Source organism: Martinezella sp. CNPSo 3890 (genome assembly GCF_057784455.1).
Genome location: NZ_JBXSOR010000002.1, coordinates 598,186 through 616,695, shown reverse-complemented (window position 1 = coordinate 616,695; position 18,510 = coordinate 598,186). Strand labels below are relative to the sequence as shown.

The 18,510-nt window shown below is 62.3% G+C and carries 18 protein-coding genes and 1 pseudogene; 10 read left to right on the top strand and 9 right to left on the bottom strand.

Annotation, left to right across the window (positions count from 1 at the left end; all coding sequences use genetic code 11):
• The first annotated feature begins 5 nt into the window (after window positions 1–5).
• From AC13RC_RS09025 to AC13RC_RS09015, 3 genes are all read left to right on the top strand, one after another.
• On the top strand, window positions 6–959 hold the full coding sequence (locus AC13RC_RS09025; RefSeq protein WP_145321291.1) for an SIS domain-containing protein: 954 nt from the start codon (window positions 6–8) through the stop codon (window positions 957–959).
• Complete coding sequence (locus tag AC13RC_RS09020) at window positions 956–2,254, top strand: D-tagatose-bisphosphate aldolase, class II, non-catalytic subunit (RefSeq protein WP_488556958.1); 1,299 nt, start codon at window positions 956–958, stop codon at window positions 2,252–2,254. The genes AC13RC_RS09025 and AC13RC_RS09020 overlap by 4 nt, the downstream gene beginning before the upstream one ends.
• Before the next feature lie 82 nt (window positions 2,255–2,336).
• A complete protein-coding gene (locus AC13RC_RS09015) occupies window positions 2,337–3,401 on the top strand; it encodes an ABC transporter ATP-binding protein (protein ID WP_113420705.1) in 1,065 nt (354 codons plus the stop codon).
• 98 nt (window positions 3,402–3,499) lie between these two features.
• On the opposite strand, the gene AC13RC_RS09010 is transcribed toward AC13RC_RS09015, so the two are convergent.
• The 7 genes from AC13RC_RS09010 to mdcA are packed head-to-tail and all read right to left on the bottom strand — an operon-like array spanning window position 3,500 to window position 9,489.
• Window positions 3,500–4,420, bottom strand: a complete 921-nt coding sequence (locus AC13RC_RS09010) for an ACP S-malonyltransferase (protein WP_113353366.1) — start codon at window positions 4,418–4,420, stop codon at window positions 3,500–3,502.
• The gene (mdcB, locus tag AC13RC_RS09005; protein WP_488556957.1) at window positions 4,417–5,271 is read right to left on the bottom strand and encodes a triphosphoribosyl-dephospho-CoA synthase MdcB; all 855 of its coding nucleotides are present in this window, start codon (window positions 5,269–5,271) and stop codon (window positions 4,417–4,419) included. The genes AC13RC_RS09010 and mdcB overlap by 4 nt, the downstream gene beginning before the upstream one ends.
• Complete coding sequence (gene mdcG, locus AC13RC_RS09000; protein ID WP_113395143.1) at window positions 5,268–5,909, bottom strand: malonate decarboxylase holo-[acyl-carrier-protein] synthase; 642 nt, start codon at window positions 5,907–5,909, stop codon at window positions 5,268–5,270. The genes mdcB and mdcG overlap by 4 nt, the downstream gene beginning before the upstream one ends.
• On the bottom strand, window positions 5,902–6,624 hold the full coding sequence (locus AC13RC_RS08995; protein ID WP_113353363.1) for a biotin-independent malonate decarboxylase subunit gamma: 723 nt from the start codon (window positions 6,622–6,624) through the stop codon (window positions 5,902–5,904). Before AC13RC_RS08995 ends, mdcG begins: the two co-directional genes overlap by 8 nt.
• Complete coding sequence (locus AC13RC_RS08990; protein ID WP_488556956.1) at window positions 6,611–7,522, bottom strand: biotin-independent malonate decarboxylase subunit beta; 912 nt, start codon at window positions 7,520–7,522, stop codon at window positions 6,611–6,613. Before AC13RC_RS08990 ends, AC13RC_RS08995 begins: the two co-directional genes overlap by 14 nt.
• Window positions 7,519–7,830: a malonate decarboxylase acyl carrier protein gene (gene mdcC / locus AC13RC_RS08985; RefSeq protein WP_113353361.1), complete on the bottom strand. Its 312-nt coding sequence runs from the start codon at window positions 7,828–7,830 to the stop codon at window positions 7,519–7,521. Before mdcC ends, AC13RC_RS08990 begins: the two co-directional genes overlap by 4 nt.
• 9 nt (window positions 7,831–7,839) lie before the next feature.
• On the bottom strand, window positions 7,840–9,489 hold the full coding sequence (gene mdcA, locus AC13RC_RS08980; protein WP_488556955.1) for a malonate decarboxylase subunit alpha: 1,650 nt from the start codon (window positions 9,487–9,489) through the stop codon (window positions 7,840–7,842).
• 173 nt (window positions 9,490–9,662) lie between these two features.
• Between mdcA and madL the strand changes: the two genes are divergently transcribed.
• From madL to AC13RC_RS08965, 3 genes are all read left to right on the top strand, one after another.
• The gene (madL, locus tag AC13RC_RS08975) at window positions 9,663–10,085 is read left to right on the top strand and encodes a malonate transporter subunit MadL (protein ID WP_113353359.1); all 423 of its coding nucleotides are present in this window, start codon (window positions 9,663–9,665) and stop codon (window positions 10,083–10,085) included.
• 11 nt (window positions 10,086–10,096) lie between these two features.
• Window positions 10,097–10,861, top strand: a complete 765-nt coding sequence (gene madM / locus AC13RC_RS08970; RefSeq protein ID WP_113353358.1) for a malonate transporter subunit MadM — start codon at window positions 10,097–10,099, stop codon at window positions 10,859–10,861.
• Window positions 10,862–11,114: 253 nt separating this feature from the next.
• Window positions 11,115–11,783, top strand: a complete 669-nt coding sequence (locus tag AC13RC_RS08965) for a GntR family transcriptional regulator (RefSeq protein WP_069614115.1) — start codon at window positions 11,115–11,117, stop codon at window positions 11,781–11,783.
• Window positions 11,784–12,035: 252 nt separating this feature from the next.
• On the opposite strand, the gene AC13RC_RS08960 is transcribed toward AC13RC_RS08965, so the two are convergent.
• A complete protein-coding gene (locus AC13RC_RS08960) occupies window positions 12,036–12,929 on the bottom strand; it encodes a LysR family transcriptional regulator (RefSeq protein WP_145321310.1) in 894 nt (297 codons plus the stop codon).
• A gap of 175 nt (window positions 12,930–13,104) precedes the next feature.
• Here AC13RC_RS08960 and AC13RC_RS08955 point away from each other — a divergent pair.
• Both AC13RC_RS08955 and AC13RC_RS08950 read left to right on the top strand, forming a co-directional pair.
• Window positions 13,105–13,212 (top strand): annotated as a pseudogene (locus tag AC13RC_RS08955) (IMP dehydrogenase); the annotation flags it as partial.
• A 105-nt stretch (window positions 13,213–13,317) separates the two neighbouring features.
• The gene (locus tag AC13RC_RS08950; RefSeq protein ID WP_113353355.1) at window positions 13,318–14,493 is read left to right on the top strand and encodes an MFS transporter; all 1,176 of its coding nucleotides are present in this window, start codon (window positions 13,318–13,320) and stop codon (window positions 14,491–14,493) included.
• A 102-nt stretch (window positions 14,494–14,595) separates the two neighbouring features.
• On the opposite strand, the gene AC13RC_RS08945 is transcribed toward AC13RC_RS08950, so the two are convergent.
• Complete coding sequence (locus AC13RC_RS08945; RefSeq protein ID WP_113331779.1) at window positions 14,596–15,237, bottom strand: GntR family transcriptional regulator; 642 nt, start codon at window positions 15,235–15,237, stop codon at window positions 14,596–14,598.
• A 177-nt stretch (window positions 15,238–15,414) separates the two neighbouring features.
• On the opposite strand from AC13RC_RS08945, the gene AC13RC_RS08940 reads away from it, so the two are divergent.
• The gene (locus AC13RC_RS08940; RefSeq protein WP_113331780.1) at window positions 15,415–16,839 is read left to right on the top strand and encodes a M20 family metallopeptidase; all 1,425 of its coding nucleotides are present in this window, start codon (window positions 15,415–15,417) and stop codon (window positions 16,837–16,839) included.
• The gene (locus AC13RC_RS08935; protein ID WP_488556954.1) at window positions 16,832–18,508 is read left to right on the top strand and encodes a M28 family peptidase; all 1,677 of its coding nucleotides are present in this window, start codon (window positions 16,832–16,834) and stop codon (window positions 18,506–18,508) included. Before AC13RC_RS08940 ends, AC13RC_RS08935 begins: the two co-directional genes overlap by 8 nt.
• The last annotated feature ends 2 nt before the right edge of the window (window positions 18,509–18,510 follow it).

Sequence of the window (18,510 nt, the reverse complement as noted above, 5' to 3'; positions counted from 1 at the left end):
CTGATATGAATACGACGGAAAAGGTGATCTTCGAACAATTCCCTTATTGGGAAAAGGCGATCGGACCGGTCTCCGCCCCGCATGATGCCGAACTGACGGTTTTTCTGGGCTGCGGCACATCCTACAATCTTGCTTTATCGCTTGCGGCTCACGCCAATCTTGCCGGCTATCCGGCGATTGCCGTACCGGGTGCGGAATGGCTGAACCGGCCAGCCGCCGTCTGGCCACGCTGGCGGAAGGCCCATCTGGTGGCCCTTTCGCGCAGCGGCGAAACGACGGAAACCGTTGCCGCCGCCAAGGCAAGCCGCAAGGCCGGCGTTTTCGTCACCGCCATAACGGTCGAGCCCGAAAGCTCGCTTGCCAAGAACTGCGACCGGCTGATCGAAGCGGCGACCCACGGCGATGAGGGCATCGTCATGACGGTTTCGGCGAGCCTGATGCTGCTTCTGGGCATGCAGATGGTCGGCATGGAGATCCCGCCATCGATCGCCCAATCGGCACGCCGCCTGGCTGATCAGCTTGATGCGGCTCTTCCGAAGATCATCAAAGGTCGCTCGCATTTCGTCTTCCTCGGCAGCGGATCGCTCTACGGCATTGCCTTGGAGGGGGCGCTGAAGCTGATGGAAATGAGCCAGATCGTCACCCAGGGCTTCCATCCGCTCGAATACCGCCATGGACCGATCAGCCTCGTCGATGAAAATACCGCTGTTGTCATGCTTTACAGCGCCGATCAGAAGGTCGCGGAAGCCCTGCTGATCGAGGAGTTGCGGCAAAAGGGAGCGACTGTCATCGGCTTTGGCGGTCCAGGCGATCTGGAACTGACTGTCGATTGCGATCCGGCACTCGTGAGCCTCTACGTGCTGCCGGCTCTGCAGATCCTTGGAGAAAGGGCAGCACAGTCGAAGGGTGTCGATACGGTATCGCCCCGTCATCTGACCAAGGTTGTGATGCTCGGATGAACGCCTCCTTCGAGCACAATCGCGGCATCGCGCTGAAGAAGCTTCTCGGCGATCGCGTCAAGACACTGCCGCACGGCATCACCTCCGTTTGCTCCGCGCATCCGCTCGTTATCGAGGCGGCGCTCAAGCGTGCGGCTTCGGAAGGGGCGGTCGCGCTGATCGAAGCGACCTGCAATCAGGTCAATCAGGACGGCGGCTATACCGGGATGACACCCCGCGATTTCCGCCGTTTCGTCGAGGAAATCGCCGTCGCGGTCGGCCTTCCCATCGATCGCCTCATCCTGGGCGGCGACCATCTTGGGCCGAACCCGTGGAGGAAGCTTCCCGCGGAGGAAGCAATGGCGAAGGCCGAAGCGATGATTGCCACCTATATCGAGGCGGGCTTCGAAAAGATCCATCTCGATACCTCGATGGGCTGCGCGGGCGAGCCCGTCGCCTTGGCCGACGAACTGACGGCGGAGCGTGCCGCGCGGCTCGCCCGCGTGGCGGAAGAGGCCGCTCGTCGCTCCGGCCTCCGACCACCGGTCTATATTATCGGAACCGAGGTCCCGCCGCCGGGCGGCACCACCCACGCCCTCGACGAGCTTGAGGTGACGCGAGCAGAGGCGGCGATAAACACGCTGGCGGTGCATCGTGCCGCCTTCGCCAAGGCCGGTGTCGAAAGCGCCCTGGAGCGGGTGATCGCCATCGTCGTCCAGCCCGGCGTCGAGTTCGGCAATGCCAATGTCGTCCTTTACAGACCCGATCGCGCGGATGGCTTGATTGGCGCTCTCGACCAAATGCCCGGCTTGCTCTTTGAGGCGCATTCCACGGACTATCAGCCCCGGGACGCGCTCGCCGCCCTCGTGCAGGGCGGTTTTGCGATCCTCAAGGTCGGCCCGGGCCTGACCTTTGCGTTGCGGGAGGCGCTCTATGGCCTCGATGCCATCGCATCGGTTCTCGCCGGAAGGGCTCCGCCTGATGCGATCTATCCGACAATGGAGGCCCTCATGCTCGAAAATCCAGGTCACTGGAATTCCCATTATGGCGGCTCGACCGAGGAACAGCGCCTGCAGCGCCATTTCAGCTATAGCGATCGCATCCGCTACTATTGGCCGAACGAGAAGGCGGCCGCGGCAGTCGAGACCCTGTTCGCGCGCTTCGAAGGCGATATTCCGGAAACACTCATCAGCCAGTATCTCGGCCGGGTCTATCCGGCGGTGGTCGCAAGGAGGGTTCCGCCTCGGGCGCGCGATCTCTGCATCGCGGCTATCGATGCGGCCCTGGAACCCTATTCCACGGCCACGATCGCATAGGTCGCCCCAGCGCGCTTTCCGGCCATGGTGGTCGGCAAAGGCGTTGGCGATCAGACACACGCTTTTCTAACTGGAGATCATAATGGCATCGGTCAGCGTGACGAGTGTCCGCAAGAGCTACGGTCACTTCGAAGTTCTGCATGGAGTGGATATCGATATCGAGGATGGCGAATTCGTCATTCTCGTCGGCCCTTCGGGCTGCGGAAAATCGACACTTCTTCGCATGATCGCCGGACTGGAGGAGATCAGCGGCGGTGAGGTCGCGATCGGCGGTCGGGTGGTCAACGATGTCGAAGCCAAGAGCCGCGACATCGCCATGGTGTTCCAATCCTACGCGCTTTATCCGCATATGACCGTCGCGGCGAACATGGGCTTTTCGCTTCGGCTGGCCAAGGCGCCGAAGGAAGAGATCCGGCAGCGCGTGCGCGATGCGGCGCAGATCCTCGGCTTGGAAAACCTGCTCGAGCGCTATCCGCGCAATCTGTCCGGCGGTCAGCGCCAACGCGTTGCCATGGGCCGCGCGATCGTGCGTCAGCCACAGGTATTTCTCTTCGACGAACCGCTGTCCAACCTGGACGCCAAGCTGCGCGTGCAGATGCGCTCGGAAATCAAGCAACTGCACCAACGTTTACGCACGACCACGATCTACGTCACCCATGACCAGATCGAAGCCATGACGATGGCGGACCGGATCGTCGTCATGCGCGACGGCTATGTCGAGCAGATCGGCTCGCCTCTGGAACTGTACGACCGACCCGCCAACCTGTTCGTTGCTGGCTTCATCGGCTCCCCGGGGATGAATCTCATTCGCGGCAAGATCAGCAGCGCTGGCCCGCTGGAATTCCTCGCCGATGGCGGAGCGCGCCTTCCATTGCCCGCAGGGCTCGACGTCAAGCGTGGCGCGGAGGTTGTCTACGGCATGCGGCCCGAAAACATTGCCATGGGCGAGGGCGGCATCGATGCGGAAGTCGTGGTGGTGGAGCCGACCGGAGCGGAGACCCTGATTGTTTGCCGTATCGGGTCCGACGATCTCGTCATAGCGCTGCGCGAGCGGGTGGCCACGCAGGCTGGCGGCCGTCTTTCGTTGATACCTGATCTTGGAAGGCTGCATCTTTTCGACGCGGCGACCGGCCGGCGGCTGGAGTAAGCTCATTCGCCATTGCTCGCCGCCACCGGCCTCAGGATCGGTTGCATCGCGGCATCCGAGGACAGGTAATACAAGTCGGTAGCGGGAAGACCTTGGTTTCAGTCCGCAGCCAGCCAGGCTTTGATCCCTGTGAGGCTATGAAACTCGTCGACCGCACGCACTCTTCTTCCGGGTAGCGCAAGAGCTGCCATCTCCGCCAGGGCTCGACCCGGCCCCAGTTCGAGGATCGTCGTGACGCCACGTTCGGCCATGGCTTCGATCACGCCTGCCCAATCGATCCTTTCGGCCAATTGCCGCGCGAGCCCTCCGCGGGCGCGTTGCGGATCGACGACAAGCGTGGCAGTGGTGGCGGTCATGAGGCGCAGCGCCGGACGGCTCATGGCTACCGAGGCAAGGGCTTTATCAAACGGTGCCACCGCACCGGCGAGCCGCGGTGTATGGGAGGCGACATGCACTGGCATCGGCGCGGCGCGTGCCGCGCCTTCTTCCAACGCGGCGGCGCATAACGCATCGATCGATTGTCTGGCGCCGCCGAGGATGAACAGGAGATCGGGGTTCACGATGGCGATTGCGCAGCCGAAACGATCGGCAAGCTCCTGCACCGCCGCCATTGGCAAACCACGCACATAGCCAAGTCCGTCGTCCGGGCCGCCGGCGGCGTCCATTTCCCGCGCCCGCTGATCGACCAGCCTCAAAGTGTCCATGGGTGACCAGATCCCAGCCACCCCCCACGCCGCCATTTCACCGACGCTGTAGCCAGCCACCATTGTTTCGCTTGGCGCTCCGGCCGGAAAAAGGACGCGAGCAATCGCAAGCGCACGTATCACGCACAGGATCTGACCTTCGCGGTTCGCATGCAACGCGGCTTCGGGTGCGGTCCGGCAAAAGTCCGTTGGATGCGCCCCAAGCACCGCAGCCGCGGCCTCGAAGATGAGCTGCGCGTCGGGTTCCGCTGCCAGCAGCCGGAACATTTCCCGGCTCTGGTGGCCTTGGCCCGAACACAGCAGCGCGAGGGTCACGATTCCAACACCTCGGTAAACAATGCCATCGCAAGGAGATCGGCGCAACCGCCCGGGCTGAGGTTGCGCGCCACGAACGCCTCGTGAACGGCCTTGGCATCCCATCGCCAACTCGCGCGTCCGACCCCGCCGTCCGCCAGGAAGGCGCTGGTCTTGTCACGCGCGAAATTCAACCCTTCCGGGCCGGCACGATAAAGCAGATTGCTGTCGTCGACTACCGCGATCAGGGCCATGCAGGCATGAACCCTCGCGGCTTCCTCGTTACCCATGGCCAGGCGCCGCCCTTCGGCAAGCGCGGGGCGGGCGACATCGTAGACGGATGGCATGCCGGCGGCAGCCTCGGCCCGCGCGCCGCCGACCTGGTAGCGTCGCGCCACCACGCTGCCGTGAGTGTCGTGCTCCGGCGCATGGTTAAGGATGTCACGTCCCCAACGCTGTGCGACAAGGGTGCCGAGCGGCGCCTGCCAGGCGCGGTTCGCCGCCAGGCCGGCCGCCGCCGCCAGAAGGCCAAGGCCGAAGATGGCGCCGCGATGGGTGTTTACTCCGCCGGTCGCATCCCGCATTGCCTTTTCCGCCTCAATGCCGATTTGCCGCAGGCGATCCATGCCGGCGTTCATCGCGCCCGCCTCCGCAAGCGCGACGAAGAACGGCTCCAGCGTCCGAGCGCTCAGGCGCAGAAGATCCGCGTCCATGTCGGCGTGAGCGCCGTTGTCGATGTGGCTGACCAATCCGGGCTTGGGCCAGGTTTCCACCTCCAGGACGAGCGCTTGGGCGGCATGCCGTCCAATCAGCTCGGGATCGCGATGCTTGACGGCGACGGGACATGGTTCGGCCAGCAATGGAAACGTCATGCGAAGAGCGCCTCCCGCGCAATAAGGGCCGATCCAGTATGGGATTTAACCAGGAGTTCCGGGTTTTCCGACAGCCATTCCCGCCACTGAACGGCCGTGCCGTAGGGCGTGATCAATTCCGCGTCGATCCGCATGGGCGCGTGTTCGGCAACATCGGTCAGTAAAGCCGTCACTCGCCTTGCATCTGCGTCCGAGCGACACTCGACCAGAAGATCGAGATCGGAAGTATCGGCCAGATAGGAAAGGCCGGTCAGGTATTGCCAAGCCAGACTTCCGAAACAGCGACAAGAGGGGGCTGACTCCAGAAGCGCGCCAATGGCCTGACACCATTGCGCCGGCGCCGCGGGCAGCGCGTCCCTCAATAGAGGAGGAGGTGCCGTCCGCATCACGGCAGCTGGCGGGCATGCGAGAGCGAGCCGTTTGCGCCCCATGCCTGGAGGAAGGGGCAGCCCCAAGGGTACGATATCCGCCGCGTCGCCGCAGGTCCGACGACGGAAGATTGCTGGTCGTCTCAGTTCCGCCCATGCCAGCAGATCGGGCTCCATTTCGTCCTGGACTTGTCCCTGCAGCAAGCCCAGCCATGCTTCGGAGCGCACATAAACAAGATTGTGACGGCGGAGGGCGGCGACATCAACCATGGAGCAAAGCCAGCCGTTCTACTTCGGCCGCGATCATGGCGGCCTTCGGCCGACCGCCGCGATCCGCGCCCCATTGCGCGCGCGGATCGAGCGAAATGGGCTTGGCGAGAAGCGCGGCGAGCTGGGCGTTCAAAGAGGACGCCGGATCCCATACTTCCGCTATGGCGCCGGTTGCGAGAAGATTATCGAGGCCGGGCGCGAAGACGGGGGTTGTGTCGGCCTTTTCTTTCAGCGTGGCAAGCGGCAGCTTGGTCACCCGGGCCATGGATGGCAGGTCCATGACTTCGGGCCAGGCGGTGGGCAGGGCTGCCAGCGATCCGCAAGCCAGTGCCGTGGCAATGAAGGCGCCGGCAGCGCTGCCACCATAGAGAAGGCCGATCGTGCGGTGTCCCGCATGCTCAGCCTGCCACAGCGCCTTTGCCAAATGCGCCAGCGCCTCGCTGAGACCCAGCAGTTCGTCACGCCGGCTCATGCGTTGACTGCCGGAGTCGACCAGGAATAACAGGGGTGAACTGTCCGGCCGCCGGGCGACTGACAGGATATGCCCGGCCAGCGCTATCGCTTCATCGACGCCCGGATAGGTCTTGTCGGCAATGCCGATCAGGTCGATCCGGTTTTGTCGGTCCAACCGGCCCCAGCCGGTAACAAGCCCATCCGCCAGCGTCATCTCATGGCCGGCGGGAAAGAGTGAGGACAGGATGTCAGCGAGCTGCATCGGCGCTCTCCCGATGGATATTGGCCGTGGTGAGGAAAGTCCCGATGTCCCGCTCCGGTATTTGCTCGGGGTCGTCGATCTGCAGCCGCGCCCATATCTCGGTAGCATCATGGGCATTGCCGAAATGGCGCAATCGATGTTCGAGCCGCGTCTGTTCCGCTTGCAGTACCGTCGGGTCTAAAGTGGCTGGCCGTTGCAGCGCGGCAATCGCGCCGGCGCGGAAGGCGGCGATATCGTCCTCGACGAAGACATCGGCCCCGCCGATCAGGTAGCGATGCTTGCCGCCCATGGTTCGCCAAACGAGCGCCCGATCGCGCGAGTCGAATTCTTCCACGCCCTTGTTCGTCTCGATGACCTCCGGCCCGGACACGGATAGACGACCCTGCTCGGAGATGACGAGTGCCGAGCAGCAGCCGGCAATCAGGCTGCCGCCGCCATAGCAGCCCGCCCGGCCGCCAAGAAGACCGATGACGCGCGCGCCCTCGGACCGTGCCTCCAGCACGGCGCGCATGATCTCGGAGATCGCCAATTCACCGGCGTTGGCTTCTTGGAGGCGCACGCCGCCCGTGTCGAAGAGAATGACGATATCCCGCCGCATCTTAGCCGAGGCATGCAGCAGGCCTGTCAGCTTGGCGCCGTGCACCTCGCCGATGGCACCGCCCATGAAGCGCCCTTCCTGGGCGGCTACCAGTACCGGGCGACCGTCAATGCGGCCGGCTCCGACGATGATGCCATCGTCGAACTGCCCGGGCAAATCGAAGAGTGAGAGGTGAGGGCTCGTCTCCCGCCGTTCCGGGCCTAGGAATTCGGTGAAGCTGCCGGCATCGAGCAGATGCAGCAGCCGGCCACGGGCGGAGTCTTCATACCAGCTTCGGCGCGGCGTGCGAGGATCGGTCATTCTGGCTTCTCCATCAGCCGCACACCCTGGGCGAGGCGCAGCGCCACCATATCCGGCCGGGCGCCGCCGTCATTGATCGTGATGCGCAGGCCGCCGGCGGCGGAGCGTGCCGCAAAATCTTCGGTAACCGCTGCCCACAGCTCGGCGAAACCATGGGCCGGCGTCGCGATCTCGATGACGCAAAGGTCCGGCGCCTCTCGCCGTTCAAGCAATACTTCGAGGTTGCCCGACGCGACGACGCCCACCAGGGCGAGGGCGCGGGTCCCGCCAGTCTGCGTCGATTTCAATTCGTAAAGCAGATTTTCCATAGGGATGGCCTACCAATTGCGGAACCGGGAAGGCGGCCTGTAGAGGCCGCCAGAGGCGAGCATCAGATCCTTGATGGAATGCGCGGCCAGCAGACTGCGATCGGCATCCAGGGGATCAATTCCAAGGTCTTCGGGACGCTGGATGACTTTGCGCTGACGTAAGTGCTCCACCATCTTGCGGTCTCGGGCGCGACCGACTTCGGTGTAACCGGCCACGCCGCGGACCGCCTGTTCCCGCTCGTCCCTGTCGCGACACAACAGCAGATTGGCGATCCCCTCTTCGGTCACGATATGGGTCACGTCGTCACCGTAAACCATCACGGGAGCCAGATCGAGCTGTAGCTTGTCGGCCAGATCCAGGGCGGCCAGACGCTCGACGAACATCGGCACCATGCCATCGCCGAAGGTTTCGCCGATCTGGACGACCAGTTTGCGGCCCCGGCGCAGGGCAGGGGTGGCAGCGGAGGGATCGGCTTCCCGGCCGGCGCGCAGCCAGGCCTCGCTCGGATGGCGCCGGCCCCGTGCGTCCGATCCCATATTGGGGGCGCCGCCGAAACCCGCGACCCTGCTGCCGGTCACGGTCGAACTGTTGCCGGCAAGGTCGATCTGCAAGGTCGAGCCGATGAACATGTCGCAGGCATAGAGTCCGGCGGTCTGGCAAAAGGCGCGGTTGGAACGTAGCGAGCCGTCAGGCCCGGTGAAAAAAATGTCGGGGCGAGTCCGCATATAGTCTTCCATACCCACTTCGGAGCCGAAGGAATGGATCTGCTCCACCCATCCGGCTTCGATGGCGGGGATCAAGGTGGGATGAGGGTTCAGTGCCCAATGCGTGCAGACCTTGCCCTTCAATCCCAGCCGCTCACCGTAAGTCGGCAGCAGCAGCTCGATGGCCGCCGTATTGAAGCCGATGCCATGGTTCAGGCGGCGCACGCCATAGGGCATATAGAGCCCCTTGATCGCCAGCATGGCGGTCAGGATTTGCGTTTCGGTAATCGCCGCCGGATCGCGCGTGAACAGCGGCTCCACATAGAAGGGTCGCTTGGCATCTACGACGAAATGAACCTGGTCGGCGGGAATGTCGACGCGCGGCACGCGGTCGACGATCTCGCCCACCTGCGCGACGACCAGCCCCTTGCCGAAGCTCGTCGCCTCCACCACCGTTGGCGTGTCTTCCGTATTTGGCCCGGTATAGAGATTTCCCTCTCTGTCCGCGCTGACGGCGGCGATGAGCGCCACCTTTGGCGTCAGATCAATAAAATAGCGGGCGAAGAGTTCCAGATAGGTATGGACCGCACCCAGTTCGATCTGGCCGCCGAACATCATGCGCGCGATGCGAGCCGACTGCGGGCCGGAATAGGAAAAATCGAGCCTTCGGGCGATGCCGCTTTCGAAAATGTCGAGATGCTCCGGCAGGACCACACCCGACTGTACCATATGCAGGTCGTGTATCTTGGCGACATCGACCTTAGACAGCGCCTTGGCCAAAAGGTCCGCCTGCTTCTGGTTGTCACCTTCGAGGCAGACGCGATCTCCAGGCTTCAGGATCGCTTCCAGGAAAGCGACGAGCTGCTGCGGGTCGACGAGCTTGCCGGCAGAGAAACGCTGGCCGGCCTCGAGACGCGCTAGCCTGTCGCGACCTTTCGTATTCCAATCAAGCATTTGATAGCCCTATGTATGCGCAAGAGCGTGTTTCTGGAAATATAATGTACACACAATTGCGAAAACTGCAACAAAGTGTATTTTAAAATCGTCGCGCGGTCTATCCGTATGCATTGGAGGGGAAAAATGGTGAACTCGTATTTCTATCGAAGCGCATGCGGGGAGGATCGCTCATGATGATCTCTGGTGTCGCGATGCTTGCCCTTTGCACCCTCTTGGGAAGCATCCTCGGTGATCTCTTGGGGGTAGCGCTGGGCGTGAAGGCGAATGTCGGCGGTGTCGGCATTGCCATGATCCTGCTTATCGCCACGCGGCTTTGGCTGAGTAGGCGGGGCTTGTTGACGCTGCCGCTCAAACTCGGTGTCGAGTTCTGGGGCGCTCTCTACATCCCGATCGTCGTCGCCATGGCGGCGCAGCAAAACGTGTTGGTGGCCGCGCGCAGCGGTCCGCTGGTGCTGATCGCCGGTATCGTGACGGTTTTCGTTTGTTTCGCGACCGTCGCCCTGATGAGTCGCATCGGCGAGAGAGGCGAAACGATGGACGAAATCGAAGCGAGGGCCAGGGGTGAGCTTGCCACCTCCAGCAATCCGGTCTGAGGGAGGCCGCCATGGAGATCTTGAAACACGGCTTGACCGCCAACAGCCTGCTTACCGCATTCGCCATCGTCGGATTGGTCATGTGGCTGTCGAACGCCATTTCGAAACATGTCCTGTTCGGCCGTGTCCACGGCTCGGCCATCGCGATCGTTCTGGGGCTCGCCGCCGCCTTCGCGGCTGGTTTGTGGACCGGAGGCGAGAAAGGGGTGGTGGATATTCCAATCCTGAGTGGCATCGGCCTCATGGGCGGAGCCATGCTGCGCGATTTCGCCATCGTCGCCACGGCCTTCGAGGTCGATGTCGGCCAAGCACGCAAGGCTGGCGCTGTCGGTGCGCTTGCCCTTGGCCTCGGCACGGTTCTTCCGTTCATTGTCGGCTCGTTGCTCGCCGTCGCTTTCGGCTATACGGATGCGGTATCCATAACGACGATCGGCGCCGGTGCCGTTACCTACATCGTGGGACCTGTGACGGGTGCCGCTCTGGGCGCAAGCTCGGCCGTGATCGCGCTGTCGATTGCGACCGGTGTTTTCAAGGCGGTCCTTGTCATGGTCGGAACACCGATCGTGGCCAAGGCGATCGGTCTCGACAATCCCCGCAGCGCTATGGTGTTCGGCGGCCTGATGGGAACCGTCAGCGGCGTGTCCGGCGGCCTGGCGGCGACCGATCGCCGTCTCGTCCCCTATGGCGCACTGACGGCGACGTTTCACACGGGGCTGGGCTGCCTTGTAGCGCCTTCGATCCTTTATCTCGCCGTCAGGGCGATTGCAGGGGGCTGAAACAAAATGGGGAAAGCCGGTCGAACCGGTGCAGAAAAAGGCTTTTAGATGCCGCATCCTGCACGGGATCGCCGGTACGATTTGGGCGCCCGGCTATACCCCGATGCTTGCCGATCCAGCCGTCGTCGATGGCCTCCTCGCCAGCAGGCAAAACGGGCCGAATGCGGCACCATGCTTCATATCGATTGCTATCTGTCGAATTGGATGATGTAAAACTGAATGGTTGCCCGCCAAATCGGAAACAAGGTTTGACATGACGGAATTTGACGAAGCTGGATCGATCGGTCAGCGCATTAAACTGGTGCTGATGGATGAGATTTCCTCCGGCGCTATAAGGCCCGGCACAAGCCTGGACGAGGCAACGCTCAGCAGCCGCTTCGGCGCTTCCCGCACGCCGGTAAGGGATGCTTTACGTCAGTTGGAGGCGATCGGGCTCGTCGAGATTCGTCCGCGGCGAGGCGCAACCGTCCTGCCGCTGACCTTGCCGCGGCTGATGGAGATGTTCGAAGTAACCGCCGAGATGGAATGCATGTGCGTCCGTCTGGCGACCCATCGGATAACGGGCGTGGAGCGCGCGGTTCTGACCGAAATTCATGAGCGTTCCGAACTCGCGGCGAAGGCAGACGACTTTGAACAGTATGACAAGCTCAATTTGTCCTTCCACGAAACGCTATATCGCGGTGCGCATAACGAGTTTCTGTTTGATGAATTGATGAGGCTGCGGGCAAGACTGCTGCCATTCCGCAGGACTCAGCTGCGGCAACCGAAGCGATTGACGGCTTCATTCCTTGAGCACGAGGCGATCCTGCGCGCCATGATCCGGGGCGATGCGACGGAAGCGGCCCTAGTCATGCGCGAACATATGCTGAATGCGGCCTTGGCATTGGCGCGCTACATGGAAATCGACGAGGCAGCGGAATGAACAGCCGAACGATTCCACCGTCGCGCAAGCTGTCCGGATCTCAGGATGCATCCGGCAGGCTACAACCTATCCCAATCTGATCCCGCCCTAAAGCTCGGATCAATCACAGGAATTGCTGCCGCTGCGGCTGATTGATTTTAGCGGGCTGAGCAGCATCCGAGCCGCCTCCCAAGTCCGCTGCGGCTTCTCGATTGGCCTGACCGCCCTCCGGCACCGATAACAGCGCCTTGGTCGGATCGTTGGTGTTTGACTTCAGCCTCTTTCGCGAAGGGCATCGATGACGACGGAGAATGCGCGAAGATTCTGTCGGCGGCTGGGATAATAGAGGTAGTAGCCCGCGAATTTCGGACACCAGTCGTCGAGGACAAGTTGAAGTCGCCCCGCCTCCAGATGGTGCTCGACATAGCTTTCCGGAACGTAGGCAATTCCGTGTCCGTCGAGAGCGGCCGATATCATCTCGCGATCGGTATTAAACGTGAGCTGGCCCTCGACCCTGACCCGGATCTCCTCTCCGTCCTTCTCGAACTCCCAGGCATAGAGACCGCCGATGCGGCCGAGGCGTCGACGAATGCAGTTGTGACGCATCAGTTCCTGTGGGGTCAGCGGTGCTGATCGGGTTCTAAAGTACTCTGGCGAGCCGACCGCCACCAGCCTCCAGTCGGGGCCGATGCGTACCGCGATCATGTCCTTCTCGAGGCTTTCGCCAAGCCTGACGCCGGCATCGAACCCGTCCTCGACGATGTTGCGGAAGCTGCCATCGACGCTGAGTTCAAGCTTGATATCAGGGTAATCGGCAAGGATGGACGACAATTTCGGCCACACGACACTTTCCATGGCGTGGTTGGAAAGCGTGATCCTGACGGTTCCTGCCGGGCGTTCCCGATAGACGGTCAAGGCTTCGATGTCCGCTTCGATCTCGGCGATGCGAGGCGACAGGGACTGTTGGAGCCGTTCGCCCGCCTCCGTCAGTCCAACGCTTCTCGTCGTGCGCGCCAGCAGGCGCATGCCAAGACGTTCTTCAAGTTTCTTCACCGCATGACTGAGCGTCGATTGGGATGTGCCCAGCTTTGCGGCCGCTTTCGTGAAGCTCCGTTCCTCGGCGACGGCCAGGAACACCAGCAGTTCGTTGAAATTTTCCCGTGGCATGAGCTTGTCCTATCCCATAATCGCGGGCCGAATTAATATCAATTTTCGATAGGTTCATGCAAATTACCCCATCTAATCCGATTTATCGAGCGATGCTATGTATTCTCCCGAATGCGAAACGGACAGGCGCAACGCGCCCCGACGGGAGACCGGGCCATGCTCGCGACAATCCTTCATCAATCCCGGAAAGGTCTTCGATCTGGCGGTTCCGCTTGCCGATGTCGCGCATGGTTACAAGGCCATGGATGAGTGCCGGGCCATCAGGGCACTGCTCGGGATGTGAGGAGCAGGCCATGAAGAAAAGGCAATTCATCGCCGCGACGAGCGCCCCTGCCACCATCAAGACTTTCCGCTGAACAGCGCGTTCAGGCAACTTTGGACAATTGTTATGGAAACCACCTATGACCGCGCCGTCGAGCGTGCGGCCAGCCCATGGGCCGCGATCATCTGCATGACGCTGATGACCTTTACCCTCGTCGCTTCCGAGTTTCTTCCCGTCAGCCTGCTAACCCCGATCGCAGAGGAGCTTGGCATTACCGCGGGGCAGGCGGGGCAGGCGATTTCCGTTTCCGGATTTTTCGCGGTCGTCACCAGCCTGTTCAGCAACACGGTGCTGTGGCGGCTGGATCGGCGAACGGTGGTCCTGTCCTATACGATCGTGATGGTGCTCTCGGGTCTGGCGATCACATTCGCGCCCAACTATCTCGTCTTCATGCTCGGCCGCGCGCTGATCGGCATCGCGATCGGCGGTTTCTGGTCGCTGTCCACCTCTATCGTCGCGCGCATCGCTGCCGAACAGGACATTCCAAAGGCCCTCGCCATGCTGCAGGGCGGTACTGCTTTGGCCACGGTCATCGCTCAGCCGTTGGGAAGCTTCCTCGGCGGATTGATAGGCTGGCGCGGTGCCTTCTTCATCGTCGTTCCGGTCGGCATCATCGCCTTCGTCTGGCAAATCTTCGCCTTGCCGCGAATACCCGGCGGTTCGAAGAATGACGGGGGCGGTCCGCTCGGGTTGCTGCGAAACCGCGTCTTGGCAATCAGCATGGCCGCCATGTCCTTCTTCTTCATGGGCCAATTCGCGCTATCGACCTATCTTCGACCGCTCCTTGGAGATGTGACGAGGCTTGATGTGAACGAGCTGTCGGTCGTGCTCCTCGGCATCGGCGTGTTCGGCCTGCTAGGCACGTCCTTGATCGGCTTCCTGCTGCGAGCGCATCTGGATGCCGTCCTCGCCGGATTCCCCGCGGCGCTCGCCGCGATCGCTCTGCTGCTGATCCCGCTCGCACCTTCGGGTATTGCGGTCGCCGCGCTCCTCTGCCTGTTCGGGTTCTTCGCCACGCCCATTCCTGTTGCCTGGAACACATGGATGACCCGGGCCATCCCAGACAAACTCGAGGCCGGCGGCGGGCTGCTGGTGGCGCTGATCCAGGCGGCGATCACCGCCGGTGCCTTCACAGGCGGGCTGCTGTTCGACGGCGTCGGGTGGTGGAGCCCATTCGCCTATAGCGGTGTTCTGTTTCTGGCGGCCGCCATCATTGCGTTCACGGCAAGACGGTCCGAATGATCTGGGACAGATCCAGGCGCGGATAGGCCCGCGATGTGAAATGGGGTCGCGGCCCCGGCCGATAGCCTCGCAGGGCATGCCCCAGGCTGTGGTCGATATTAATCATGTCTGCAAAATATGCCTGCGGGTCAGTTCCTTGAGCATATCGACGTCGCGCTTCTCTATTGCGTCGATCATCTGCTGGTGCTCGCGGCCGGACTGCTCGATGCGGGCTCGGGTTCGCCATTGCGAGACCGGTGCCGATGAGGTGCGTTGCCGGATTTCGGTGATGAGTTCGACAAGCTCCTGATTTCCTGCAAGTACCAGCAGGTAGCGGTGAAAAGCGAGATTGGCTTCGTAAAGCTCGAGCATGGTGCCATTGAGCACCAGATCATCGAAGCGCGAAGCCAGCGCGCGCAAATTGGCAATATCCGCATCGCCGGCATTGGCGACGATGCGATCGCTGATCGCCACTTCGAGGATCACGCGGATATCGCTTACTTCCTGGGCGCGGCGCCCGTCCTGCTCGTGCACGTGATAGCCGCGATTGGGAATGTGCTCGACAAGTCGCTTCTGCACGAGGCGGTCGAGCGCCCGCCGCACCTGCGGCCTCGTACAGCTGTACCGACGCTCGAGATCGATCTGCTTCAGCCATGTTCCCGGTGGGAGCCTGCCTGCGAGGATGTCCTGGAGAATGAGCTCGGTCACGTCGGGCGCCTCTCCTCCGTGCGACGGCGCCGCCGCTTCAGCTTCCAGCGAGTTCATGCAGCTCTCCCAGACCTTCCCAAGTTGGCGATGACTATCATAGGTCCACATTTTTCAACACGGCGCGCGCTATGGCTGCCGAAAAAATATTCATGCTCATCTCTTGCGCATCCGCTCTTATTGGCACATAAATTGGTACCAATTTAGTATCCATTATATGAGGCGGATGGCAAGTCCATGCAAAATTCCGATGCGGTCTGGGACATTGTCGAAAGGAAAAGCGCGGAATTCTTCGCGCTCAGCGATCGGATCTGGGACATTCCTGAAACGAACTACCTGGAATACAGATCCGCCGAAGAACATGCCGCGATGCTTGGGCGTCAGGGGTTTCGTGTCGAGCGCGGCATCGCCGGCCTGCCGACGGCTGTCATGGGCGAAGCGGGCGAGGATGGTCCGGTCATCGCGATCCTCGGCGAGTTCGATGCGCTGCCCGGATTGAGCCAGGAAGCCGGTGTCGCGGAAGAGCGGCCTCTGGTCGATGGCGGCAATGGCCATGGCTGCGGCCATAACATGCTGGGCGCCGGCTCGATGCTCGCGGCGGCCGCGGTCAAGGATTTCCTCGCAGAAAACGGCCTGAAGGGCAGGGTGCGCTATTACGGTTGCCCGGCCGAGGAGGGTGGATCCTCCAAGGGCTTCATGGTTCGTGCTGGCGTTTTCGATGATGTCGATATCGCGATCTCCTGGCATCCGGCGGCCTTCGCCGGCGTCAACAATCCCATTTCGCTCGCCTGCAACGAGATCAATTTCCATTTTTCCGGCCGTGCCTCGCACGCTTCTGCCACGCCTCATCTTGGCCGCAGCGCGCTGGATGCGGTCGAGCTGATGAATGTCGGTGTCAACTACATGCGCGAACACATGCCGTCGACGGCGCGCATCCACTATGCCGTCACCGATACCGGCGGCGCGGCCCCCAATGTCGTGCAGGCGCGCGCCACCGTGCGTTATCTCGTGCGGGCGCGGACCCTGCCGGAACTCCTTTCGCTGGTCGCCCGGGTCAAGAAGGTGGCCGAGGGTGCCGCCTTGATGACAGAGACGACGGTTCGCAGCGAGATCATCAGCGGCGACGCCAATCTTGTTGGCAATACACCGCTCGAGGAATGCATGTTCGCGCAGCTGAATCGGCTCGGGCCGCCCGTGTTTGACGACGCGGATCGCGAGACCGCGCTGAAGTTTCAGCAGACCTTCAGCGCGGAGGATATTGCCGCTTCCTACGGCCGATTTGCATTGAAGCCGAAGAAGGGCCAGGCGCTCTGTGAGGAAATCTTTCCGTTGAACGCCGGCGATGGCACCCTGGTCGGCTCGACCGATGTCGGAACGGTCAGCTGGGTCGTCCCGACCGTGCAGATGCGCGGCGCCACCTATGCGATCGGCACGCCCGGCCACTCCTGGCAGCTCGTCGCGCAGGGCAAGCTGCCTGTCGCTCACAAGGGCACCGAACATGCCGCCAAGGTGATGGCGAGCACGGCCGTCGAACTCATCCGCAATCCCGCGCTCATCGCGGCCGCCAAGGAAGATCACAAAGCACGCCTCGAAGGTACGCCCTTCGTCAACCCGATCCCGGACGATGTCGAGCCGCCGCTGCCGGAGAAGGCCAATGGCTGAGGCCGGTCTGAAGCCCGATCGCGCGCGCTTGATGGCGCATATCGGCGAATTCGCGCGCCGAGTAAAGCTTTCGGGCACGGCCGAAGAGCTGGAAAGCTTCCGCTATCTCCAGGCTGAGATGGACGGCTTTGGCTATCGCACGCGGCTTCTGTCGCACGATGCCTTCATCAGCTTGCCACGTGCCGCCACGGTTGAGATCGATGGCGAGAACCTTCGTTGCATCACGCATTCCATGTCGATCTCGACACCAGCCGCGGGAGTAACCGGCAATCTCATCCATGTCGGCGAGGGAACCGAAGCCGATTTCGCCGGCAAGGATATCGCCGGCAAGATCGTCCTGGTCGATGGTATCGCGACCGAAGAAGTGGCCGCGCTTGCGAGTGCTTTCGGCGCGCTCGGCGAACTTCACATCAGTCCGAACGAGCATCTCTATGAGATGTGCGTCTCCCCGGTCTGGGGCAGCCCGTCGCAACACACGCGCGACAGGCTGCCGACGACCGTCATCTGCTCGATCGCTAAGGATGATGGCGGCCGCCTGCGTGAAAGGCTTGCGCGCGGAGAGGCGGTGACTGCAACGCTTTGCGCGGAGGTGGACACGGGTTGGCGCAAGACGCCGTTGCTTGTTGCCGAGCTTCAACCGAAAGGCGACGATGGACCTTTCGTCCTGTTTTCCGGCCATCATGACACCTGGCATTTCGGGGTCATGGACAATGGCGGCGCCAATGCGACGATGCTCGAGGCGGCGCGCCTGCTCGCGCTTCGTGCCTCGGAATGGCGCAGGGGCTTGCGCATATGCTTCTGGTCCGGTCATTCCCATGGCCGCTACTCCGGCTCAGCTTGGTACGCCGACGAGTATTTCGACGAACTCGATCGCCGCTGCGCCGTCCATGTCAATGTCGATTCCACCGGCGGCGAGGGTGCTACCGTCCTCACCAATTCCGGTGTGATCGACGAACTCAGGCCCTTGGCTGCGGATGTGATCGAGCGTGTGACCGGACAGAAACACGCCGGCAGGCGTCATGGCCGCGCCGCGGATCAGTCCTTCTGGGGCATCGGTATTCCCTCGATGTTCGGCAGCCTCAGCCATCAGCCGCCGGGACCCGTCAAGATGCTGACGGCGCTTGGATGGTGGTGGCATACGCCGCACGACACCGCCGAACATATCGATCCGGACAATCTTTGCCGGGACACGGCGATTGTTCTCGAAGTTCTCTGGCGGCTGCTGACTTTGCCCGTCTTGCCGCTGGATTACACTCAATATGCCGCCTCCCTCGACGAGCAGATTGGGCAATTGCAGGCAGCGCTTGCCGGCCGTCTCGATATCTCCGGCTTGTCCCGGGCCATAGAAGACTTGCGCGTCAACGCAAATTCGCTTCTGCAGGTGAGGGATCCCGAGCCGGAACGAGCGGCGCGGATCGATGCCTCGCTGATGCATGCCGGGCGGCATCTGGTGCCGCTGAACTATACGAGCGGCGAACGCTTCCATCCTGATTCCGCGCTGCCGCACGTCGCCTGGCCCTCTCTGGAAGGGCTGCGCTCGCTGGCGAGACTGGATGAGGGCGCGCAGGATACCGCTTTCTACGTCGTTCACGCGCGTCAGACGAGAAATCGCATCGCTTACGCGCTGCGGGAGGCCAATGCCGCCCTGCGAGCGGCTCTGGAGAACTGACG